The organism is uncultured Dechloromonas sp., from assembly GCF_945957265.1.
Classification (GTDB): Bacteria; Pseudomonadota; Gammaproteobacteria; order Burkholderiales; family Rhodocyclaceae; genus Azonexus.
Map to the genome: position 1 here is coordinate 1 of NZ_CAMFKO010000033.1, position 19,792 is coordinate 19,792.

At 63.0% G+C, this 19,792-nt stretch carries 16 protein-coding genes; 9 read left to right on the forward strand and 7 right to left on the reverse strand.

The annotated features are described in order from the left end of the window. The first annotated feature begins 2,143 nt into the window (after window positions 1-2,143). A complete protein-coding gene (locus tag Q0P59_RS15350; RefSeq protein WP_295007830.1) occupies window positions 2,144-2,626 on the forward strand; it encodes a hypothetical protein in 483 nt (160 codons plus the stop codon). Window positions 2,627-2,670: 44 nt separating this feature from the next. On the opposite strand, the gene pabB is transcribed toward Q0P59_RS15350, so the two are convergent. The 3 genes from pabB to Q0P59_RS15365 are packed head-to-tail and all read right to left on the reverse strand — an operon-like array spanning window position 2,671 to window position 6,142. Continuing rightward, a complete protein-coding gene (gene pabB / locus Q0P59_RS15355) occupies window positions 2,671-4,485 on the reverse strand; it encodes an aminodeoxychorismate synthase component I (protein ID WP_295007902.1) in 1,815 nt (604 codons plus the stop codon). Next, window positions 4,428-4,655, reverse strand: coding sequence for a sulfurtransferase TusA family protein (locus Q0P59_RS15360; RefSeq protein ID WP_295007832.1), 228 nt, complete (start codon window positions 4,653-4,655; stop codon window positions 4,428-4,430). Before Q0P59_RS15360 ends, pabB begins: the two co-directional genes overlap by 58 nt. 38 nt (window positions 4,656-4,693) lie before the next feature. Then, the gene (locus Q0P59_RS15365; protein WP_295007834.1) at window positions 4,694-6,142 is read right to left on the reverse strand and encodes a M48 family metalloprotease; all 1,449 of its coding nucleotides are present in this window, start codon (window positions 6,140-6,142) and stop codon (window positions 4,694-4,696) included. Window positions 6,143-6,206: 64 nt separating this feature from the next. Here Q0P59_RS15365 and moaC point away from each other — a divergent pair, with 64 nt between their 5' ends. The 3 genes from moaC to soxZ are packed head-to-tail and all read left to right on the forward strand — an operon-like array spanning window position 6,207 to window position 7,490. Further along, entirely contained in the window at window positions 6,207-6,698 is a 492-nt protein-coding gene (moaC, locus tag Q0P59_RS15370) for a cyclic pyranopterin monophosphate synthase MoaC (protein ID WP_295007836.1), read from the forward strand. A 5-nt stretch (window positions 6,699-6,703) separates the two neighbouring features. After that, window positions 6,704-7,177 carry a thiosulfate oxidation carrier protein SoxY gene (gene soxY / locus Q0P59_RS15375; RefSeq protein WP_295007838.1) on the forward strand — a complete coding sequence of 158 codons (474 nt, stop codon included), beginning with the start codon at window positions 6,704-6,706 and terminating at the stop codon, window positions 7,175-7,177. A 1-nt stretch (window position 7,178) separates the two neighbouring features. Continuing rightward, complete coding sequence (gene soxZ, locus Q0P59_RS15380) at window positions 7,179-7,490, forward strand: thiosulfate oxidation carrier complex protein SoxZ (protein ID WP_295007840.1); 312 nt, start codon at window positions 7,179-7,181, stop codon at window positions 7,488-7,490. Between the two features lie 77 nt (window positions 7,491-7,567). On the opposite strand, the gene Q0P59_RS15385 is transcribed toward soxZ, so the two are convergent. Next, the gene (locus Q0P59_RS15385) at window positions 7,568-7,771 is read right to left on the reverse strand and encodes a cold-shock protein (RefSeq protein WP_150429503.1); all 204 of its coding nucleotides are present in this window, start codon (window positions 7,769-7,771) and stop codon (window positions 7,568-7,570) included. Between the two features lie 272 nt (window positions 7,772-8,043). Here Q0P59_RS15385 and clpS point away from each other — a divergent pair, with 272 nt between their 5' ends. The 3 genes from clpS (at window position 8,044) to rraA (ending at window position 11,166) form a co-directional block, all read left to right on the forward strand. Next, window positions 8,044-8,352: an ATP-dependent Clp protease adapter ClpS gene (gene clpS / locus Q0P59_RS15390; protein ID WP_295007842.1), complete on the forward strand. Its 309-nt coding sequence runs from the start codon at window positions 8,044-8,046 to the stop codon at window positions 8,350-8,352. Next, complete coding sequence (gene clpA / locus Q0P59_RS15395; RefSeq protein ID WP_295007844.1) at window positions 8,352-10,610, forward strand: ATP-dependent Clp protease ATP-binding subunit ClpA; 2,259 nt, start codon at window positions 8,352-8,354, stop codon at window positions 10,608-10,610. Before clpS ends, clpA begins: the two co-directional genes overlap by 1 nt. A gap of 64 nt (window positions 10,611-10,674) precedes the next feature. Then, the gene (rraA, locus tag Q0P59_RS15400; RefSeq protein WP_295007846.1) at window positions 10,675-11,166 is read left to right on the forward strand and encodes a ribonuclease E activity regulator RraA; all 492 of its coding nucleotides are present in this window, start codon (window positions 10,675-10,677) and stop codon (window positions 11,164-11,166) included. A gap of 54 nt (window positions 11,167-11,220) precedes the next feature. On the opposite strand, the gene Q0P59_RS15405 is transcribed toward rraA, so the two are convergent. After that, window positions 11,221-13,017 carry a methyl-accepting chemotaxis protein gene (locus Q0P59_RS15405; protein WP_295007847.1) on the reverse strand — a complete coding sequence of 599 codons (1,797 nt, stop codon included), beginning with the start codon at window positions 13,015-13,017 and terminating at the stop codon, window positions 11,221-11,223. A gap of 324 nt (window positions 13,018-13,341) precedes the next feature. Here Q0P59_RS15405 and aceA point away from each other — a divergent pair, with 324 nt between their 5' ends. Both aceA and Q0P59_RS15415 read left to right on the forward strand, forming a co-directional pair. Next, a complete protein-coding gene (gene aceA, locus Q0P59_RS15410) occupies window positions 13,342-14,652 on the forward strand; it encodes an isocitrate lyase (protein ID WP_295007849.1) in 1,311 nt (436 codons plus the stop codon). A 279-nt stretch (window positions 14,653-14,931) separates the two neighbouring features. Continuing rightward, the gene (locus tag Q0P59_RS15415; protein ID WP_295007851.1) at window positions 14,932-18,474 is read left to right on the forward strand and encodes an EAL domain-containing protein; all 3,543 of its coding nucleotides are present in this window, start codon (window positions 14,932-14,934) and stop codon (window positions 18,472-18,474) included. Here Q0P59_RS15415 and Q0P59_RS15420 read toward each other — a convergent pair. Both Q0P59_RS15420 and Q0P59_RS15425 read right to left on the reverse strand, forming a co-directional pair. Further along, entirely contained in the window at window positions 18,471-18,824 is a 354-nt protein-coding gene (locus Q0P59_RS15420) for a YbaN family protein (protein WP_295007853.1), read from the reverse strand. The two genes, Q0P59_RS15415 and Q0P59_RS15420, sit on opposite strands and share 4 nt — an antisense overlap. Beyond that, window positions 18,824-19,726 (reverse strand): LysR family transcriptional regulator, encoded by a 903-nt coding sequence (locus Q0P59_RS15425; protein ID WP_295007855.1) that lies wholly within the window; start codon window positions 19,724-19,726, stop codon window positions 18,824-18,826. Before Q0P59_RS15425 ends, Q0P59_RS15420 begins: the two co-directional genes overlap by 1 nt. Window positions 19,727-19,792 lie beyond the last annotated feature (66 nt).

Sequence of the window (19,792 nt, forward strand, 5' to 3'; positions counted from 1 at the left end):
CGAGATCAGCCTCGGTCTCGTGGGCTCGGAGATGTGTATAAGAGACAGCCGCTGACCGAGCGCGAAATCCCGATCATCGCCGACTCCTACGTCGATCTCGAATTCGGTACCGGCTGCGTCAAGGTCACCCCGGCGCACGACTTCAACGACTACGCCGTCGGCCAGCGCCACGGCCTGCCGATGATCTCCATCCTGACGCTGGACGCCAAGATCAACGATGCTGCCCCGGAGAAATACCGCGGCCTGGACCGCTTCGACGCCCGCAAGGCCGTCGTCGCCGACCTCGAAGCCCTCGGCATCCTGGAAAAGACCGACAAGCACAAACTGAAGGTGCCGCGCGGCGACCGCACCGGCGTCGTCATCGAGCCGATGCTGACCGACCAGTGGTTCGTCGCCATGTCCAAGCCGGGCGCCGACGGCAAGTCGATCACGGAAAAGGCGCTGGAAGTCGTCCATTCCGGCGAGATCAAGTTCTACCCGGAAAACTGGGTCAATACCTACAACCAGTGGCTGAACAACATCCAGGACTGGTGCATCTCCCGCCAGTTGTGGTGGGGCCACCAGATTCCGGCGTGGTACGGCGTCAACGGCGAGGTCTTCGTCGCCCAGAATGAGGAAGAAGCCCGCCACCAGGCCGACCAGGCCGGTTACGCCGGCCAGCTGACCCGTGACGAGGACGTCCTCGACACCTGGTACTCCTCCGCCCTGTGGCCGTTCTCGACGCTGGACTGGAGCGGCGACGAAGCCACCGACGCAGCCAACCGGATGCTGCAGCAGTACCTGCCCTCCTCGGTGCTGGTCACCGGCTTCGACATCATCTTCTTCTGGGTCGCCCGCATGGTCATGATGACCACCCACGTGACCGGCAAGATCCCGTTCAAGCACGTCTATGTGCATGGCCTGATCCGCGACGGCGAAGGCCAGAAGATGTCCAAGTCCAAGGGCAACGTGCTCGACCCGATCGACCTGATCGACGGCATCGGCATCGACGCGCTGGTCGAGAAGCGCACCTTCGGCCTGATGAACCCCAAGCAGGCCGACAGCATCGCCAAGAAGACCAAAAAGGAATTCCCGGAAGGCATCCCGGCCTTCGGCACCGACGCGCTGCGCTTCACCTTCGCCTCGCTCGCCTCACCCGGCCGCGACATCAAGTTCGACCTGAACCGCTGCGACGGCTACCGCAATTTCTGCAACAAGCTGTGGAACGCCACCCGTTTCGTGCTGATGAACGTCGAAGGCCACGACCTGGCTCTCGAACACCAGCAGGGCGGCCCGGCCTGCGGCGGCTCGGCGCCGCTCGAATTCAGCTTCGCCGACCGCTGGATCGTCAGCCAGTTGCAACGCGTCGAGAAGGAAGTCGAGCAGCACTTCACCGACTACCGCTTCGACCTGGTCGCCCAGACCGTCTACAAGTTCATCTGGGACGAGTTCTGCGACTGGTATCTGGAAATCGCCAAGGTCGAGATTCAGACCGGCAACGATGCCCAGCAGCGCGGCGCCCGCCGGACGCTGGTCCGCACGCTGGAAGCCGTGCTGCGCCTGGCTCACCCGCTGATCCCGTTCATCACCGAGGAGCTGTGGCGGACCGTGGCGCCGATCGCCGGCCGCAAGACCCACGACTCGATCATGCTCGCCGCCTACCCGCGCGCCGAGGAATACAAGATCGACGCCGCCAGCGAAGCCAAGGTCGAGCGCCTCAAGGCGCTGGCCTATGCCTGCCGCAACCTGCGCGGCGAGATGGGCATTTCGCCGGCCCAGCGCACGCCGCTGCTGATCGCCGGCGGTGGCGATGAAATCGCCGAGTTCGCCCCCATCCTGCAAGCTCTGGGTAAGCTGTCCGAGGTACAAATAGTCGACGACATGCCGGCCGACGCCGTGGCACCGGTCGCCGTGGTCGGCGAGACGCGCCTGATGCTGAAGGTCGAGATCGACGTCGCCGCCGAACGCGAGCGCCTGAAGAAGGAAATCGAAAAGCTGGAGAAGCAGATTTCCATCGCCCAGGGCAAGCTCTCGAACGAAGGCTTCGTCGCCCGCGCCCCGGCCGCCGTTGTCGACCAGGAAAAACAGCGGGTTGCCGAATTCACGGCGACGCTGGAAAAACTCAAACCTCAACTCGCCAAACTCGGCTGAACAAAGAGCGCCCATGCAAGATAACCGCAGTTTCTTCACGCAAATCTTCACGACCCTGATGATCTTCTCCCTGGCCGTCGGGGCCAGCACGGTGGCGTTCATCTATTCCTGGCCGTGGGAGAAGGCCAACCCCGAGTGGAAACCGAACTTCCGCCTGGTCGCCCTCTGCGGCGAGAAGAAGGAAGCCTGCGGCATCAGCTACGGCGAACTGGACGCAGCGAAGGCCAAGGGACAGGTCGGCAGCCTGGAAATGACCGAGACCGCCGGCGAGTTCGAGGAGCCTATGAACTGGCTCAAATGGAGCAGGAACGACGGGGTCTATGAAGTCAAGGCGTCGTCCTGGCACTTCCAGACCAGCATCCGCTACAAGCTCGAGAAGGATGCGCCGGTCCTCGTCGCCGTCCAGGACGTCGATGTCGCCAAGGCCTTCCTCTACGGCATGGGTGCCGCCATGTTCCTGGTGATCGGCCTCAACCTGCGCCGTCTGCGCCGTTAAGCGCAATACGCGCTAGGCGCGATCAACCGGGACGACGGCCAGAGTCACATCTGGCCGTTTTTTCTGGCCGGTTGCAAGCGAACGGGAATCAGCCCGCGCAGCGCGTTGCCGAGGAAGAAGTCGCCGCCCAGATCGGCCGGATGGAGCACGGCTTCGCGCGCCCTGCCGCTGGCCAGCAACTCGGCCCGCAGCACGCCGGGCAGCGCGCCGCAGGCGAGCGGCGGGGTCAGCAGCACGCCATCCCGCTCGACGAAGACATTGCTGCGCGCCCCTTCGACAATCTCCCCGCGCTCATTGGCGAAGATCAGGTCGAATACCGGCGAATCGGCCGGCAACCCTTGCAGGGCCGCATCGTACAGCGGGCGCGCCGTCGTCTTGTGGGCACGCAGCGGATCGCCGCTATCGATACGCGCCTCGGCCAGCTCGGCCAATCGCACGGAGGGCGGCGTATCGGCCAGTTCGACGGACTGGATGTCGATCTCGCCCGCCTTGTCCAGCGTCAGGCGCACGCGCCAGACGCCTTGCGAAGGCTGCTTGCCGAGTTCGCGACACAGGCGCTGCTCGTCCAGCGGGAAACCGAACCATGCGGCCGAGCGACGAAGCCGCGCCAGATGGCCCGCCCACATCGGATAGACACCGTTCTCACGGCGCAGGGTCTCGATCAGCTTGAGACCGGGATCGATGGCGCGCAGGAATTCGGCCTTGAGCAGGCACTCCCGCCATTCGGCAGCGGGCAAGGAATCGGCCACGATGCCGCTGCCCACCCCCATCTTCCCCCGGTGGCCGCTGGCCAGTTCGAGCGTCCGGATGGCCACATTCAACCGAAAATCCCCGGTCGGCGCCAGCCAGCCGAGGGCACCGGTATACAGGCCGCGCGGTGCAGCCTCCAAAGCGCCGATAATCTGCATGGCGCGGATTTTTGGCGCGCCGGTAATCGAGCCGCAGGGAAAGAGCGCGCGCAGGACAGCCTCGAAGTCTTGCCGGCCGATCCGCGCCGAAACCTCGGAAACCATCTGCCAGACGGTCGGATAATCCTCGATCTCGAACAGACGGTCGACCGACACGCTGCCCGGTTCGGCCAGGCGGCCGAGGTCGTTGCGCAGCAGATCGACGATCATCAGGTTTTCCGCACGATCCTTGACCGAATCGCGCAGCGTCTCGCGCGGCATGCTGCGCGCCGCGGTGCCTTTCATCGGCCTGGTCAGCAGGCGCTCGCCATGCCGCTCAAGAAACAATTCCGGCGACAGGGAAACGATGCCGCCCTGCGGACTGCCGACAAAACCGCCGTAGCGTACCGGCTGGCGCTGGCGCAAGCGGGAATACAGCGCCAACGGCGACCCGAACCAGGAAAATTCGATCGGAAAGGTGTAATTGGCCTGATAGCAATCACCCTCGTAAATCAACTGCTTGATCCGCTCGACGGCAAGCTGGTAGCCGGATTCGTCCGCCACCGGGGACAAATCGCCGATACCGGCAGGCCCGCCGGCAGCCTGCCCGGCCAACCAGCTTTCCGCATCGGCCGCCGACAAGGCAAGGCGCTGGCGAAAGCGCCAGAAACGCGCCAGAACATCCCGTCCGGGCTGCCAATCCACAGGCGCGGAACACGGCTCAAGCAGATACCCGAGCTCATAGCCAATGGCCGCCACGACCCAAGCGGGCTGTTCGCCAATAAGCCGCATCGCCGAAGCGAAAGAGGCGGCATCACGAACCTCGAGGCAGTCGATCAGGCCCTCGAAACGCCAAGCGGCAGGTTCGCCTGCCGGCGCCTGCCTGTCTTCAAAAAATGCGGTGAATTCGGAGCTTATTTGCGCTTCAGGTAAAACTCGAAGACCCGGTTCTCTTCCTTCTGCTCCAGCAATTCGTTGCCGGTCTGCTTGGCGAAGGCGGGAAAATCCTTCAGCGAGCCCGGATCAGTCGCCAGAACGCGCAAGATCTGGCCGGTTTCCATTTCAGCCAGGGTCTTCTTGGTACGGAGAATGGGAAGCGGGCAGTTCAGCCCCTTGACATCGAGATCGCGATCAAATTGCATGGTCATTCTGCGGATGAATTCAAGCTGCGATTCTAACCTTAATTGCGTTTTTCCTTGAGTTCATCGATCTGACGCCGTTTCATCTCGCGCAGCCGGGCATCGATCGACGACATTTCGTAGAAATTCGCATCCCCCGCCTTCTGCGCCAGTTGCAACTGTTCGATGGCGCCGGCGGTCTGTCCCTGCAGGATGAACACCTCGGCCAGCGCCCGATGCTGCATGGCCCGCTGCCCCAGGCCGGCATAGCTTTCGGCGCGCAGCTTGTGCAGCCTGACATCCTCGGGATAGTTGCGGAGCTGGGCCTCGGCAAAACGCAGGGAGTCGTCGAAGCGGCGAGCCCCGGCGAGCGAGGCCCCGTAACCGTAGAGCAGCGCCAGATTCAGCGGGTAGCGCACCATCGCATCGCGATAGACTGCCAGGCCGCCGGCCGTATCGCCCTGCGCCAGGCGCACGTCGGCACGCAGATGCTCGAGCATGGCGGCCGTCACCTTCAGACGTCGCGCCGCCTCGAGTTCCTTTTCCGCCCCGGCCCAGTCGCGGAGTCGATAGCGGGCATAGGCCAGACCGTAGTGAATGGCACCCTCGGAGGCGAACTTCTTGTCCTGGAGCAAGGCCTCGAAATCCTTCACCGCCTCGCGCGGCGTCCCTTGCATGGCCCTGACCTTGGCGCGAACCAGGTGGAAATCGACGCTATCGACCACCTGGCGATAAGGCACCGCCTGCTCGCGGTTCTGCATGTCGGTCAGACGCTCGCCCGACAACGGGTGGGTACGCAGGTAGGCTGTCGCGTTGTTCTCGTAGAGGCGGACGGCCTGCTGCAGGCGGGCAAAGAATGCGGCCATGCCGCGCACGTCGAAACCGGCCTTGCGCAAAATATCGAAACCCTGGCGATCGGCCTCGCGTTCGAAATCCCGCGAGAAGGCCAATTGCGCCGAAATGGCGCCGGCCTGCGTGGTGGCGATCGCCGCGCCCGCCACCTGGCCGCTCGAACGCGCCGCCAGCAGGGCCAGGGCCATGGCCACCATGGAGGCCATGCCGATCTGCTTCGACTGGTAGATCTGGCGGGCAATGTGGCGTTGCGTGACGTGCGAGATTTCGTGGCCGAGCACCCCGGCCAGTTCCGATTCGGTCTGCGACGACAGGATCAGGCCCGTATGCACGCCGATATAGCCGCCCGGCATCGCGAAGGCGTTGATATTCGGATCGTTGATGGCGAAGAAGGTGAAGCCGAACCCGGGATCGTTGCTGACTGCCGCCAGGCGCCCACCCAACTGATTGAGGTAGGTTTCGATATCGGAATCGTCGAGATAGGCCGGTTCGCGCCAGCGAATGTCATGCATGATCTGCAGGCCGATCTTCTTCTCGGTACTCAGCGAAAACTCGCTGCTCGCAATGTCGCCCAGCTCCGGCAACTCATCGGCCCGAACGGGCTGCAGAGCCAGGGAACAAGCCAGAGTCAGGGCGACGAATCGTTGGGTCAGACGCATGGTGCTATGATAGCGCAGCCTTCAATACCGCCATTCCGGCGGATGGTAACCAAACGTAACGCTCGTGACCGACTCCACACTGACTCATTTCGATAGTGCCGGCCAGGCCCACATGGTCGACGTCGGCGCCAAGGCCGAAACCGCCCGTATCGCCCGCGCCGCCGGCAGCATTTTCATGCGCCCCGAAACCCTGGCCCTGATCCGCAGCGGATCGGCCAAAAAAGGCGACGTGCTGGGCATTGCCCGCATTGCCGCCATTCAGGCCGCGAAGCGCACCGGCGACCTGATCCCGCTGTGCCACCCCATCGCGCTGACCCGCGTCGCAGCGGAGTTCACCATCGACGAACAACAGCATGCGGTCCATTGCGAAGTGACCGCCGAGTGCTTCGGGCGCACCGGCATCGAAATGGAAGCCCTGACGGCCGTCTCCGTCGGCCTGCTGACCATCTACGACATGGCCAAGGCGGTCGATCGCGGCATGCGCATCGAGCATATCCGCCTGCTGGAGAAGTCCGGCGGTAAGTCGGGCCACTGGCTGGCCGAACAAGCAGGCTGAAGACCATGCTCGAACTACGCAGACACTTCCTGAAGGGAGGCCTGTCGGCCGCCCTGCTCGCGCCGCTGCTCGGTACCGGCCTGCTGACGCCCAGCCGCGTCCTCGCCGCCGACTGGAACAGGCCCGCCTTCACCGCCCGCAACGTCGGCGACGCCCTGAAGGCCTACGGAAGCGCCAACGCCGCCGAAAGCCGCGACATCCTGATCAACGCCCCGGAGATCGCCGAAAACGGCGCCAAGGTCGAGATCGAAATCACCAGCAATATCGCCAACACGCGCAATTTGGCCGTGTTTGCCGACAAGAACCCGATGCCGCTGTGCTCCTCCATCGAGTTTTCCGGCCCCGTCCTTCCCTACCTCCGCGAGCAGATCAAGCTTTCGGAGACGACGCGCATCCGCGTCGTCGCCAGGACCGGAGAAGGCAAATTCCACGTCGCCTTCCGGGAGATCAAGGTGACCCTCGGCGGCTGCGGAGGCTGACATGGGTGAGCCGATCAAGATTCGCGCACAAAATCAGGGCGAAACCACCGACATACGCATCCTGATGCAGCATCCGATGGAAACTGGTCAGCGCAAGGATGACAAGGGGCAGACCTTTCCGGCCCAGTTCATCCAGACGTTCACGGTCAGCCTGAACGGCAAGCTCATCATCGACGGGCAGCTCAACACCTCGGTCTCGAAAAACCCGCTATTCACGTTCAGGGCGCGTGGCATCAAGTCCGGCGACAAACTCGCCGTGGCGTGGACAGACAATACCGGCGACAAGAGGCAGGACGAGATCACCGTCGCCTGACCGCCGAAACCACAGGGAACGAACGAAAAAAAGCCCGCCTGAATCAGGCGGGCTTTTTAATTATCTTGGTATCCGAGTCAAACGCCCTGGATATTGGAAGCTTGCTTGCCCTTGGGGCCCTGGACGACGTCGAAAGACACCTTCTGGCCTTCCTTCAGGGTCTTAAAGCCGTTCATGTTGATAGCGGAGAAGTGTGCGAAGAGGTCTTCACTACCATCATCCGGCGTGATAAAGCCAAAACCCTTGGAATCATTGAACCACTTAACGGTACCGAGTGCCATGTTTGCTACTTTCTTACAAAAATCGAACGAATTTCCGGGTCTCCCCGACTCCCTGTTTGTGCTCAACGACCCGGTGCTCACGGCAATCCCGATACCGCTTGAAGCCAAACACAATGGCTTTCTACGCGACTTGAAATATGTCGTCAACAAGTTTCGATGCCGCAGCGCAGCATATTCCAGGCAAGGGAATTGCTTGATACAGACTGGAAATTGGCCGATTGAGCCTTATATGATGTATTGCACATTGAGTCGGACTGTATAGAATCGAACGCATGGCTACAAAGATTCAGGAAGGCGGACAACTTGAGGCCCAGCGCAGCAAGCTGGAGCCGCCGAAGATGTACAAGGTGGTGTTGCTGAACGACGATTACACGCCAATGGATTTCGTCATCACCGTTCTGCAGCGCTTTTTTTCTCTGGACACTGAACAAGCAACGCGAATCATGCTCAAAGTTCACAACGACGGGCGAGGGGTCTGTGGAATATTTCCGCGCGACATCGCCGCGACCAAAGTAGAACAGGTACTTGCATTCGCCCGCCAGCATCAACACCCGCTCGCCTGCATCATGGAGGAAAACTGATGATTGCCCAGGAACTCGAAGTCAGCCTGCACATGGCCTTTGTCGAGGCGCGTCAAAAACGCCACGAGTTCATCACCGTCGAGCATCTGCTGCTGGCGCTGATCGACAATCCATCGGCAGCCGAGGCCCTGCGCGCCTGCGGCGCCAAGACCGACACGCTGCGCAAGGATCTCTCCAGCTTCATCGACGAACATACGCCGACGGTTTCCGGCGAGGACGACATCGACACGCAGCCGACGCTGGGCTTCCAGCGCGTCATCCAGCGCGCCATCCTGCACGTGCAGTCCTCCGGCAAGAAGGAGGTCAACGGCGCCAATGTCCTGGTCGCCATCTACGGCGAAAAGGATTCGCACGCGGTCTATTTCCTGCAGAAGCAGGGAGTCACCCGCCTGGACGTGGTCAACTTCATCTCGCACGGCATCAGCAAGGTCCCGCAACAGAAGGCGGCGCCCGAAGGAGAAGTCGAAACCGAAGGCGAGAAGACCGAGGCCGGCCCGCTCGAGCAGTACACGATCAACCTGAACGCACTGGCCCTGCAGGGCAAGATCGACCCGCTGATCGGCCGCGACAAGGAACTGGAGCGCGTCATCCAGACACTGTGCCGCCGCCGCAAGAACAACCCCCTGCTGGTCGGCGAGGCCGGTGTCGGCAAGACGGCGATCGCCGAGGGACTGGCACGCAAGGTGGTCGAAGGCGACGTGCCGGAAATCCTGGGCAAGGCCAATGTCTACGCGCTGGACATGGGTTCGCTGCTGGCCGGCACCAAGTACCGCGGCGATTTCGAGCAGCGCCTGAAGGCCGTGCTCAAGGCCCTGCAGGACAACCCGAACGCCATCCTGTTCATCGACGAAATCCATACGCTGATCGGCGCCGGCTCGGCTTCCGGCGGCACGCTGGATGCCTCGAACCTGCTCAAGCCCGCCCTGTCCTCCGGCCAGCTGAAGTGCATCGGGGCGACGACCTATACCGAGTTCCGCGGCATCTTCGAAAAGGACAGCGCCCTGTCGCGCCGTTTCCAGAAGATCGACGTCAATGAGCCGTCCGTCGCCGAAACCGTCGAGATCCTCAAGGGCCTGAAGGCGCGCTTCGAGGCGCACCATGGCATCAAGTACTCGGCGACGGCGATTTCGTCGGCCGTCGAACTGTCGGCCCGCTACATCACCGACCGCCACCTGCCGGACAAGGCCATCGACGTCATCGACGAGGCCGGCGCGGCGCAGCGCATCCTGCCCAAGTCGAAGCAGAAGAAGGTCATCAACAAGACCGACATCGAGGAAATCGTCGCCAAGATCGCCCGCATCCCGTCGCAACACGTGACGATGGACGACCGTAGCGCGCTGAAGAACCTCGACCGCGACCTCAAGGCCACCGTCTTCGGCCAGGACAAGGCCATCGACGCGCTCGCCAAGGCGATCAAGATGGCCCGTTCCGGCCTCGGCAATCCCGGCAAGCCGATCGGCTCCTTCCTGTTCAGCGGCCCGACCGGCGTCGGCAAGACCGAAGTCGCCAAGCAGCTCGCCTACTTCCTGGGCATCGAATTGCAGCGTTTCGACATGTCCGAGTACATGGAGCGTCACGCCGTCTCCCGCCTGATCGGCGCGCCTCCGGGCTACGTCGGCTTCGACCAGGGCGGCCTGCTCACCGAGGCCATCACCAAGAAGCCCTACACCGTGCTGCTGCTCGACGAAATCGAGAAGGCGCATCCGGACATCTTCAACATCCTGCTGCAGGTCATGGACCACGGCACGCTGACCGACAACAACGGGCGCAAGGCCGACTTCCGCAACGTGATCATCATCATGACGACCAATGCCGGGGCCGCCGACCTGCAGAAGACGAGCATGGGTTTCACCGCCACGAAGCAGACCGGCGACGAGATGGTCGAGATCAAGCGCCTGTTCACGCCGGAATTCCGCAACCGCCTCGATGCGACCATCTCCTTCGCGCCGCTGGACCACGAGGTGATCCTGCGCGTGGTCGACAAGTTCCTGATGCAGCTCGAGGAGCAACTGCATGAGAAGAAGGTCGACGCCAGCTTCAGCGACGCGGTCAAGGAAATGCTCGCCGAGAAGGGCTTCGATCCCCTGATGGGCGCCCGCCCCATGGCCCGCCTGATCCAGGACACCATCCGCTCGGCGCTCGCCGACGAGTTGCTGTTCGGCAGGCTGGCCAACGGCGGCCACGTCGCGGTCGGCCTCGACAAGGATGGCAAGATCAAGCTCAATTTCGAGGAAGAAAAGGCCGAAGCAACCGTCTGACGATTGCCATCCGCCCCCAAAGCCGTGCACCATTGCACGGCTTTTTTATTTCGAGGACTGCAGAATGAGCTTCAAGACCCCCGACCTGTGCGACGCTTTCGAAACCGAACTGGGCACCGCCGTGCGCGTCGTCGCCCCGATGTTCCAGCGCTATGGCGGCAAAACGAGTTTTTCCGGCCAGATCGTCACCCTCAAGCTGTTCGAGGATAATTCCCTGGTTCGCGAGGTGTTCGGCGAGGACGGCAAGGGCAAGGTGCTGGTCATCGACGGCGGCGGATCGCTGCGCTGCGCGCTGGTCGGCGACCAGCTGGCCATCCTGGCCAACAAGAATGGCTGGGAAGGGGTGATCGTCTACGGCTGCATCCGCGACTCCGGCGACATCAACGGCATCGACATCGGCGTCCGCGCGCTGAACACCCACCCGCAGAAGACCCTCAAGAAGGGAATCGGCGACAGGAACGTGGCCGTCACCTTCGGCGGCGTCACCTTCAACCCGAACGAGTGGATCTACGCCGACGAGGACGGCGTCCTGGTCGCCAGCCACCCGCTAGTCTGACCTGCCTGCCGGGCGGGGAGGCCGGAAGCCCCCCCTGGCCCGGGCAATACCCGGTCAGCCCTCGAGCAGCACGGCGCTGTCGCAGCCGATGCGCAGGCCGCCCCAGTGGCGACCATTGACCATGATCGGCAAATCGATTTCCGACAGGATCTCGCCGGTGTCCCGGACATAGGTCTGCAGCAGGAGCGGCTTCAGGTTCTTGGCGGCGCGCTGGCCGGTCGGGTCTTCCCAGATGCGACGGGTACGGTTGCCAACCAGGTCGGCATCGTAATCGCCGGTCAGCGCCTTCGAGTATTTCAGGTGATGGACGGCGGCATAGCCCTTGGTGTCGACGATCAGGGCAAAGATGCCCCCCTTGAGCGCGGCCAGGGTATCTTCGCCGAGCGGCCTGACGTCGCGCTCGAAATCCGCCGCATAGCTGACGTCGTGCTTTTGCGGATTGGTGTTCGGCAGCGGGCGGTAGTTCTGGTCCCAGATGTTCACGCCACGCGCTTCCAGCTGGGCCAGCCTGGCTTCCATGACCGTCAAGGCCTTGCGCGCCTGCTCGACGTTGTAGTCGAACACCCCGCGCCCGATCTTGAAGCGGGATACCAGCTCCTGCACGCTTTCGGTCGCCGCGCTCAGCTTGCCGGTCGAATTCTCCGAGGACTCCATGCTGGCCGCCACCTCGTTGGACAGGGAGTGCACCTGGACAACGGCCTCGTGCACCTGGCCGTTGGTCGCCGACAGTTCTTCCATTGCCGTGGCGATCTGGTTGAGCTGGTCGCCGGTCCGCTCGAAATCGCTGACCATGCGCTGGAATTCGCCGGACGAGCGCTCGACGACCTGGCGCGTTTGCCGAATGTCGGTGTTGATCATCTCGTTTTCGCGCTGCGTTTCCTTGACCAGCGAGATCATGCCCCCGATGTTTTCATTGATTTCCTGCGTCGCCACATTGACCCGCTCCGCCAGCTTGCGGACCTCGTCGGCCACCACGGCGAAGCCGCGCCCCATTTCCCCGGCGCGTGCCGCTTCGATCGCCGCGTTGAGCGCCAGCAGGTTGGTCTGGTCGGCAATATCCTTGATCAGCCCGGCGATCTGCCGAATGCTGTCGGAACGCGTCGCCAACTGATCGACGGTGCCGTTGAAGCTGCTCAGCTTGTCGCTGACCGACTGCACCTTGACGACGATTTCATGCATTTCGTTCAGCGAGTGGCGGGCCGAATCGAGGTTCGAATCGGTGGAATGGGAAATCGTTTCGGCGGAAGCCGACACTTCATGAATCGCCTGCGTCGCCTCGTTGCTGGCGCCAAACACCGCGTCGGCGATTTCGCCCTGGCGGCTTGCCCGGGTCGCGGTCACCGCAACCGTCTTTTTCACGAGCACGGCTTCGCGGGCGATATTGACGCTCATCTGGCGCACTTCGCTGATGATCTGGCGCATCTTGTCGGCAAAGCGGTTGTAGGATTCGGCCAGCGTCCGCAACTCGTCGTGGCTGATCGTCGGCAGGTTGCGCGAGAAGTCGCCCTCCCCGCGCGCGATCTCGTCGAAAATCGTGGAGATCAGGCGAATCGGACGAAGTATCAGGTAGCGGATATAGACGATCTGCAATACGGTCCACAGCAGGGCGACGACCGTCAGCCCGATCATCAGCGCCAATCCGCTGTCCAGGCTGGCCAAGGCCCGCTGCAGGGCCTCGGGACTGGCCCCGGAAGCATGCAGGGCATCGCTGACCACCCCCTTTTGATGGAAATAGATTGCCAGGTAGCCGACATCGATAAAAAAGAGCAACAGGAAGCTCATCAACTTCTTGGTCAGCGAATTCCAGAAGGTTCGCTCGTTCCAGTCATATAGTTGTCTCAGAATTTCCATATTAATAGCCGCAAATTATAAAATTCGACGGATTCAACACCCAATTTTGAGAACGGTCAAGGCAAGTCGCCCGCATGAAATCCGGAAAACAGCCTAATATTCGGGTTAAAAAATGCTGCATCGCATTTCATCGCAGCAAACGGTGTTTCACAATACGAAATACCAACCGCAAACCAATGAAATAAAACAAGAAAATATTGTCTTATGTCTTATATAAGACTATTGCTGCCCTGCGGAAAAATATCTATACTTCTCCCATCGACGTTGCAACGGACCTAGCGTCACAACGCCGTTCCCCCAAACCAAATCTCTTGAGGAATTCACATGAGCACTCGCGAACAGCAAATCGCCGCCCTCGAAAAAGACTGGGCTGAAAATCCCCGCTGGAAGGGCGTCAAGCGCGGTTACTCCGCTGCTGACGTCGTCCGTCTGCGCGGCTCCCTGCAGCCGGAATACACCCTGGCCCAACGCGGCGCCAAGGTGCTCTGGGACAAGGTCAACGGCGGCGCCAAGAAGGGCTACGTGAATGCTTTCGGCGCCATCACCGCCGGTCAAGCCATGCAACAGGCCAAGGCTGGCCTGGAAGCCGTGTATCTGTCCGGCTGGCAAGTCGCCGCCGACGGCAACACCTCCGAAACCATGTACCCGGACCAGTCGCTGTACGCCTACGACTCCGTGCCGACCATGGTTCGCCGCATCAACAACACCTTCAAGCGCGCTGACGAAATCCAGTGGTCGCGCGGCATCAACCCGGGCGACGCAGGCTTCATCGACTACTTCCTGCCGATCGTGGCCGACGCCGAAGCCGGTTTCGGCGGCGTGCTGAACGCCTTCGAACTGATGAAGAACATGATCGCCTCCGGTGCCGCCGGTGTGCACTTCGAAGACCAGCTGGCTGCCGCCAAGAAGTGCGGCCACATGGGTGGCAAGGTGCTCGTGCCGACCCGCGAAGCCTGCGAAAAGCTGATCTCCGCTCGTTTCGCCGCCGACGTCATGGGCGTTCCGACCCTGATCCTGGCCCGTACCGATGCCGAAGCCGCCAACCTGATCACCTCCGACTACGACGAGAACGACAAGCCGTTCCTCACCGGCGAGCGCACCCAGGAAGGCTTCTTCCGCGTCAAGAACGGTCTGGAGCAGTCGATCTCCCGCGGCGTTGCCTACGCACCGTACGCTGACCTCGTCTGGTGCGAAACCGGCGTGCCGGATATCGGCTTCGCCCGCGAATTCGCTCAGGCCGTGCTGGCCGCCTGCCCGGGCAAGCTGCTGTCCTACAACTGCTCGCCGTCCTTCAACTGGAAGAAGAACCTCAACGACTCGCAGATCGCCTCCTTCCAGGAAGAACTGTCGGCCCTCGGCTACAAGTACCAGTTCATCACCCTGGCCGGCATCCACGTCAATTGGTACAACACCTTCAAGTTCGCCCAGGCCTACGCCGGCGGCGAAGGCATGAAGCACTACGTTGAAATGGTTCAGGAACCGGAATTCGCCGCTCGCGAACAAGGCTACACCTTCGTTTCGCACCAGCAGGAAGTCGGTACCGGTTACTTCGACGACGTGACCACCGTCATCCAGGGCGGTTCCTCCTCGGTCAAGGCCCTCACCGGCTCGACCGAAGAAGAGCAGTTCCACTAATCGGACTTTACGATTTAGGCATCTCGCTGCCCTACCCGGCAGCGTTCAGAGACCGGCTCCCACAAGGGGCCGGTCTTTTTTTTGCCCGCTCCGGCAAGAGCCATCTGCCTGGAAAGCTCGCGAAACACCGAGCCGCAATCACCAATATCGACAAATTCAATAAACTTGCCAATCCATTACCTTCGAGGTAGTCTTGTCGTCAGATAGCCGGCGCCGAGGCGCCGAGGCGAAACCGTCGAAGGGGAGTCCGTGATCCGCTGGCGTGCCCGAACAGGAAGCTTGTCCCTGCAGAACCGTATCACGCTGGTGACGCTGCTCGTCTTCCTTCTGGGCATCTGGTCGGTGACGCTCTATGCGACCCGCAGCCTGCGCCACGATTTCATCCGGGTCATCGGGAACCAGCAATATTCGACCGTTTCGACCCTGGCCGCGCAGCTCAACGACGAACTGGAGGACGGGCTCGCCCAACTGGGGCACATGGCCGGCGAAATCGATCCGGAGCTGTTGCGCTCGCCGCAACGCCTGCAGGATTACCTGGTCAGGCATTCCGAGCACCTTCGCCCCTTCAACGGCGGCCTGCGCGTTGCGGACCAAGAAGGCAAGACCCTGGCCAGCTTTCCCTATTCCGAGGACCGCATCGGCGTTTCATACGCCGACCGCGACTACATGATCGCCGCGCTCCGGGAAGGGCGCCCCAACATCGGCAAGCCGGTGATCGGCAAGATTCTCGGCACGCCGGTCATCGGCCTGGCCTTTCCGATCAAATCGACGAGCGGGCAGGCGATTGGCGCCGTCGTCGGGGCGATCATCCTCGGCGACTCCAGCATCTTCCAGAAGATAGTCAGAACCCGCTACGGGCAGACCGGCGGCTACCTGATCATCGCCCCCCGGCACAATATCGTCGTCGCCGGCACCGACCGGGGCCGGGACATGACGCCCACGCCGCCGCAGGGCGTCAACGCGATGAACGATCGCTACGTCGCCGGCTACGAGGGCTACGGCATCGCCCTCAACTCGCGGGGCATCGAGGAGATATCGGCCGCCAGGCGCATCCCGGTGGCAGACTGGCTCCTGGTCAGCGTGCTGCCGACCGCCGAAGCGTTTGCCCCGCTCAGCGCGCTGCAGCAGCGCGTACTGACCTCCGCCCTGCTGCTCAGCATGCTGGCCGGCTCGCTGGCCTGGTGGCTCGTCCGGCGCACGCTTCGCCAGCAGTTCGCCCCCATGCTGGCCGCCACCGAAGCGCTGACCGACATGAGCTCGGGCAACCGCATCGCCGATCAGCCGCTCGACGTGAAGCGGCAGGACGAGGTCGGCCGGTTGATCGGCAGCTTCAACGTGCTGCTCGATTCTCTGCGCCAGCGCGAACAGGCCTTGAAGGACAGCGAGCAGCACTACCGGACCCTCGCCAACGGCGGATCGGCGCTGATCTGGACCTCGGGAACCGACAAGCTGTGCAATTACGTGAACGAGCCCTGGCTTCGCTTTACCGGGCGCACGCTGGAGCAGGAAAGCGGACAAGGGCGGATGGAGGGGGTGCATCCGGACGACTTCGCGCCTTGCCAGGAGACCTACGTCAGCCATTTCGAGCGCCACGAACCGTTCAGCATGGAGTATCGATTGCGCCACGCCAGCGGCGAATATCGCTGGATCCTCGACGACGCCACGCCGCGCTACGACAGCGACGGCAACTTCATTGGCTACATCGGCTTCTGCCACGACATTACCGAACGCAAGCTGGCCAACGATGCCCTGCTCCGGGCGGCCAGCGTGTTTTCCCATGCCCGCGAGGGCATCGTGGTCACCGCCACCGACGGCACGATCGTCGACGCCAACGAGGCCTTCACCCGGATCACCGGTTTCAGCCGCGAGGAGGCGATAGGGCGCAACCCCAATATCCTGCGCTCGGGAAGCCAGCCGCCGGAATTCTACGAAGCGATGTGGAAACAGCTGCTCGAACAGGGGCACTGGACCGGCGAGATATGGAATCGCCGGAAGAACGGCGAGGTGTATGCCGAGCTGCTGACCATCAGCTCGGTCTGCGACTCCAGCGACCGGCCGACCAACTACATCGGCCTGTTTTCCGACATCACGGCGCAGAAGGAGCATCAGCGCGAGCTCGAGTCCATTGCCCACTACGATGCGCTCACCGGCCTGCCCAACCGCGTCCTGCTCGGCGACCGGCTACGCCAGGCCATGCGCCAGTCCGAGCGCCGCCACCTCCTGCTCGGGGTCGCCTATATCGACCTCGATGGCTTCAAGTCGATCAACGACGGCTTCGGACACCAGACCGGCGATCAATTCCTGATCGCCATCGCCCAGGGAATGAAAGAGGCCCTGCGCGAAGGCGACACCATCGCCCGCCTGGGCGGCGACGAATTCGTCGTCATTCTCCTCGACCTGCCGTCGCACCAGATTGCCGTGCCGCTCCTCGAGCGCCTGCTGGCCGCGGCTGCCCGGCCCATTCACCTCCACGGGACGGGACACCGGGTATCGGCCAGCATCGGCGTCACCTTCTATCCGCAATCCGACCCGACCGACGCCGACCAGCTGCTGCGCCAGGCCGACCAGGCCATGTACCAGGCCAAGCTGGCCGGCAAGAACCGTTACCATTTCTTCGACATCGAGCAGGATCGCAGCGCCCGCGGGCGGCACGAGAGCATCGAACGTATCCGCGAGGCCATCGAGAACGACGAATTCACGCTGCACTACCAACCCAAGGTCAACATGCGCGACGGCAGCCTGGTCGGCACCGAAGCGCTGATCCGCTGGCTGCACCCGGAGCGAGGCACGCTGCTGCCCGCCGAGTTCCTGCCCGCCATCGAAGAGCACGCCCTGGGGAAAGTGCTGGGGGAATGGGTCATTGCCCAGGCGCTGACGCAAATCAGCCGCTGGCAGAAACTCGGCCACGCCATCCCGGTCAGCATCAATGTCGGCGCCTACCAGCTGCAGCAGCGCGATTTCGTCGAGCGCCTGGATGCCGCGATGGCCTTGCATCCGGACGTCTCGCCTTCGCTCGTCCAGCTCGAGGTGCTGGAAACCAGCGCGCTCGAAGAACTGGCCCAGGTCTCGAAAGTCATCGCCGATTGCCGGCAGCTCGGCATCCATTTCGCGCTGGACGACTTCGGCACCGGCTACTCCTCGCTCACCTACCTCAAACGCCTGCCGGCGCAAGCCCTCAAGATCGACCAGAGCTTCGTCCGCGACATGCTGGACAATGCCGACGACCTGGCCATCCTCGAAGGCATCATCGGCTTTGCCCATGCCTTCGCGCGCGAACTGATCGCCGAAGGCGTCGAAACCGAAGCCCACGGCGAACTGCTGCTGCAATTGGGATGCGAACTGGGCCAGGGTTTCGGCATTGCCCCACCGATGCCCGGCGACGACATTCCCGCCTGGGTCAGGCAGTGGACGCCGCCTGCGCTCTGGTCGACCGCCCGACGCATCGGGCGCGACGAACTGCCGACGCTCTACGCGATGGTCGAACACCGCTCCTGGATGCGCCAGCTGACGGCCTACCTGGGCGGCCAACGCGACACGCCGCCCGAGCTGGACCCGGGGCTTTGCCGCTTCGGCAGCTGGCTGGGCAGCAAACTGGCCAAGGCCGCCCCCGACGAAATGGCCGACATCGCGGCGGCGAGCAGGCTGCACGAACAAGCCCATCGCATGGCGCAGGAACTGATCGCCGACTACCGCAACGACAAGCACGCCGACCTCGGCGCTCGCCTGGCCGAACTCGAAGGCTTGCGGGATGCGCTGACCCGGAGTCTTTTCAGTTTCTGCAACGACGCCGGCGAAAGCCGCCGGACCGCGCGTTCCGGCTAGACGGAAGGCCTGGTCAGCATCCAGCCGAGCACCACGACGGCGATGCCCGACGGCAGATAACGCCACGGCTCGGGCAAGCCGTACCAGCCCCCAAGGGCGCTGATGCCCATCATGATCGCCGCTGCCCATTTGGCGGAAACCGGAATGGCCCGATGATCGCGCCAGGCAAGAATCGCCGGACCGGCCCTGGGATGCGCCAACAACCTGGCCTCCCACTCCGGGTGGGAACGGGCGAAAAACCAGGCGGCCAGAAGCAGGAAAGGCGTCGTCGGCAACAGGGGCAGAAAGGCCCCGATGACGCCGAGCGCGACGGACAGCGCCCCCAGCGCGCGATAGACCGGCACCTTCATCAGCGCAGCTCCCAGTAGCTGGGCCGGCTGTAGTTGTCCTTGAGCAGGTCGATGAACAGCCTGACCCGCAGCGGCAGATGGCGGCGCTGCGGAAAGACGGCGTAAATGCCCATCGGCGGCGCCTGCCAGGCATCGAGCACCGAGGTCAGGCGGCCTTCCTTGAGATCGCGCCCGACTTCCCACAGCGAACGCCAGGCCAGGCCGCGCCCGGCCAGCGCCCATTCGTGCAGCACGGCGCCATCGTTGCACTCGAAAGTGCCGCTGACCTTGATGGTTTCCGTTTCCCCGGTATCGGGATGGCGGAAGATCCAGCCCCGCTGCTGGCCGAGCGACAGGCAGTCGTGCCGGGCCAGATCGGCCGGCGAGCGCGGCACGCCATGCCCGACCAGATAGGCCGGACTGGCCACCACCATGCGCCGCATCTCGCCGAGCCGCACGCTGATCAGGCTGGAATCGGTCATTTCGCCGATGCGGACCGCGCAATCGATGTTCTCGTTGATCAGGTCGACCAGGCGGTCGCTCAGGTTGAGATTGACCCGCACCTCCGGGTTGGCCTGCATGAAATCGCCGACCAGCGGCGCCACGTGCTGGCGGCCGAATCCCGCCGGGGCGGATACCTTCAGGTAGCCGCTGGCCTTCAGGCCGCCGAGCGAAACCGCCGCCTCGGCATTGGCCAGGTCGTTGAGCAGCTTCTGGCAGTCTTCGAGAAAGGCCTGCCCCTCGAAGGTCAAGGTCAGCTTGCGCGTCGTGCGCACCAGCAGGCGAACGCCCAGCCTGCCCTCCAGGGCGTCGATGCGGCGGCCGATGATCGCCGGCGTCACCCCCTCGACCCGCGCCGCCGCCGACAAACTGCCCCGGGTTGCGACGCTGGCAAAGGCTTCAATCTGCTTGAGGCGGTCCATTTAATACTTTAAGTAAAAGATGAAGTGATTTTAGCCGTCTTTCAAGTCTTATAGAAGACCCATAGA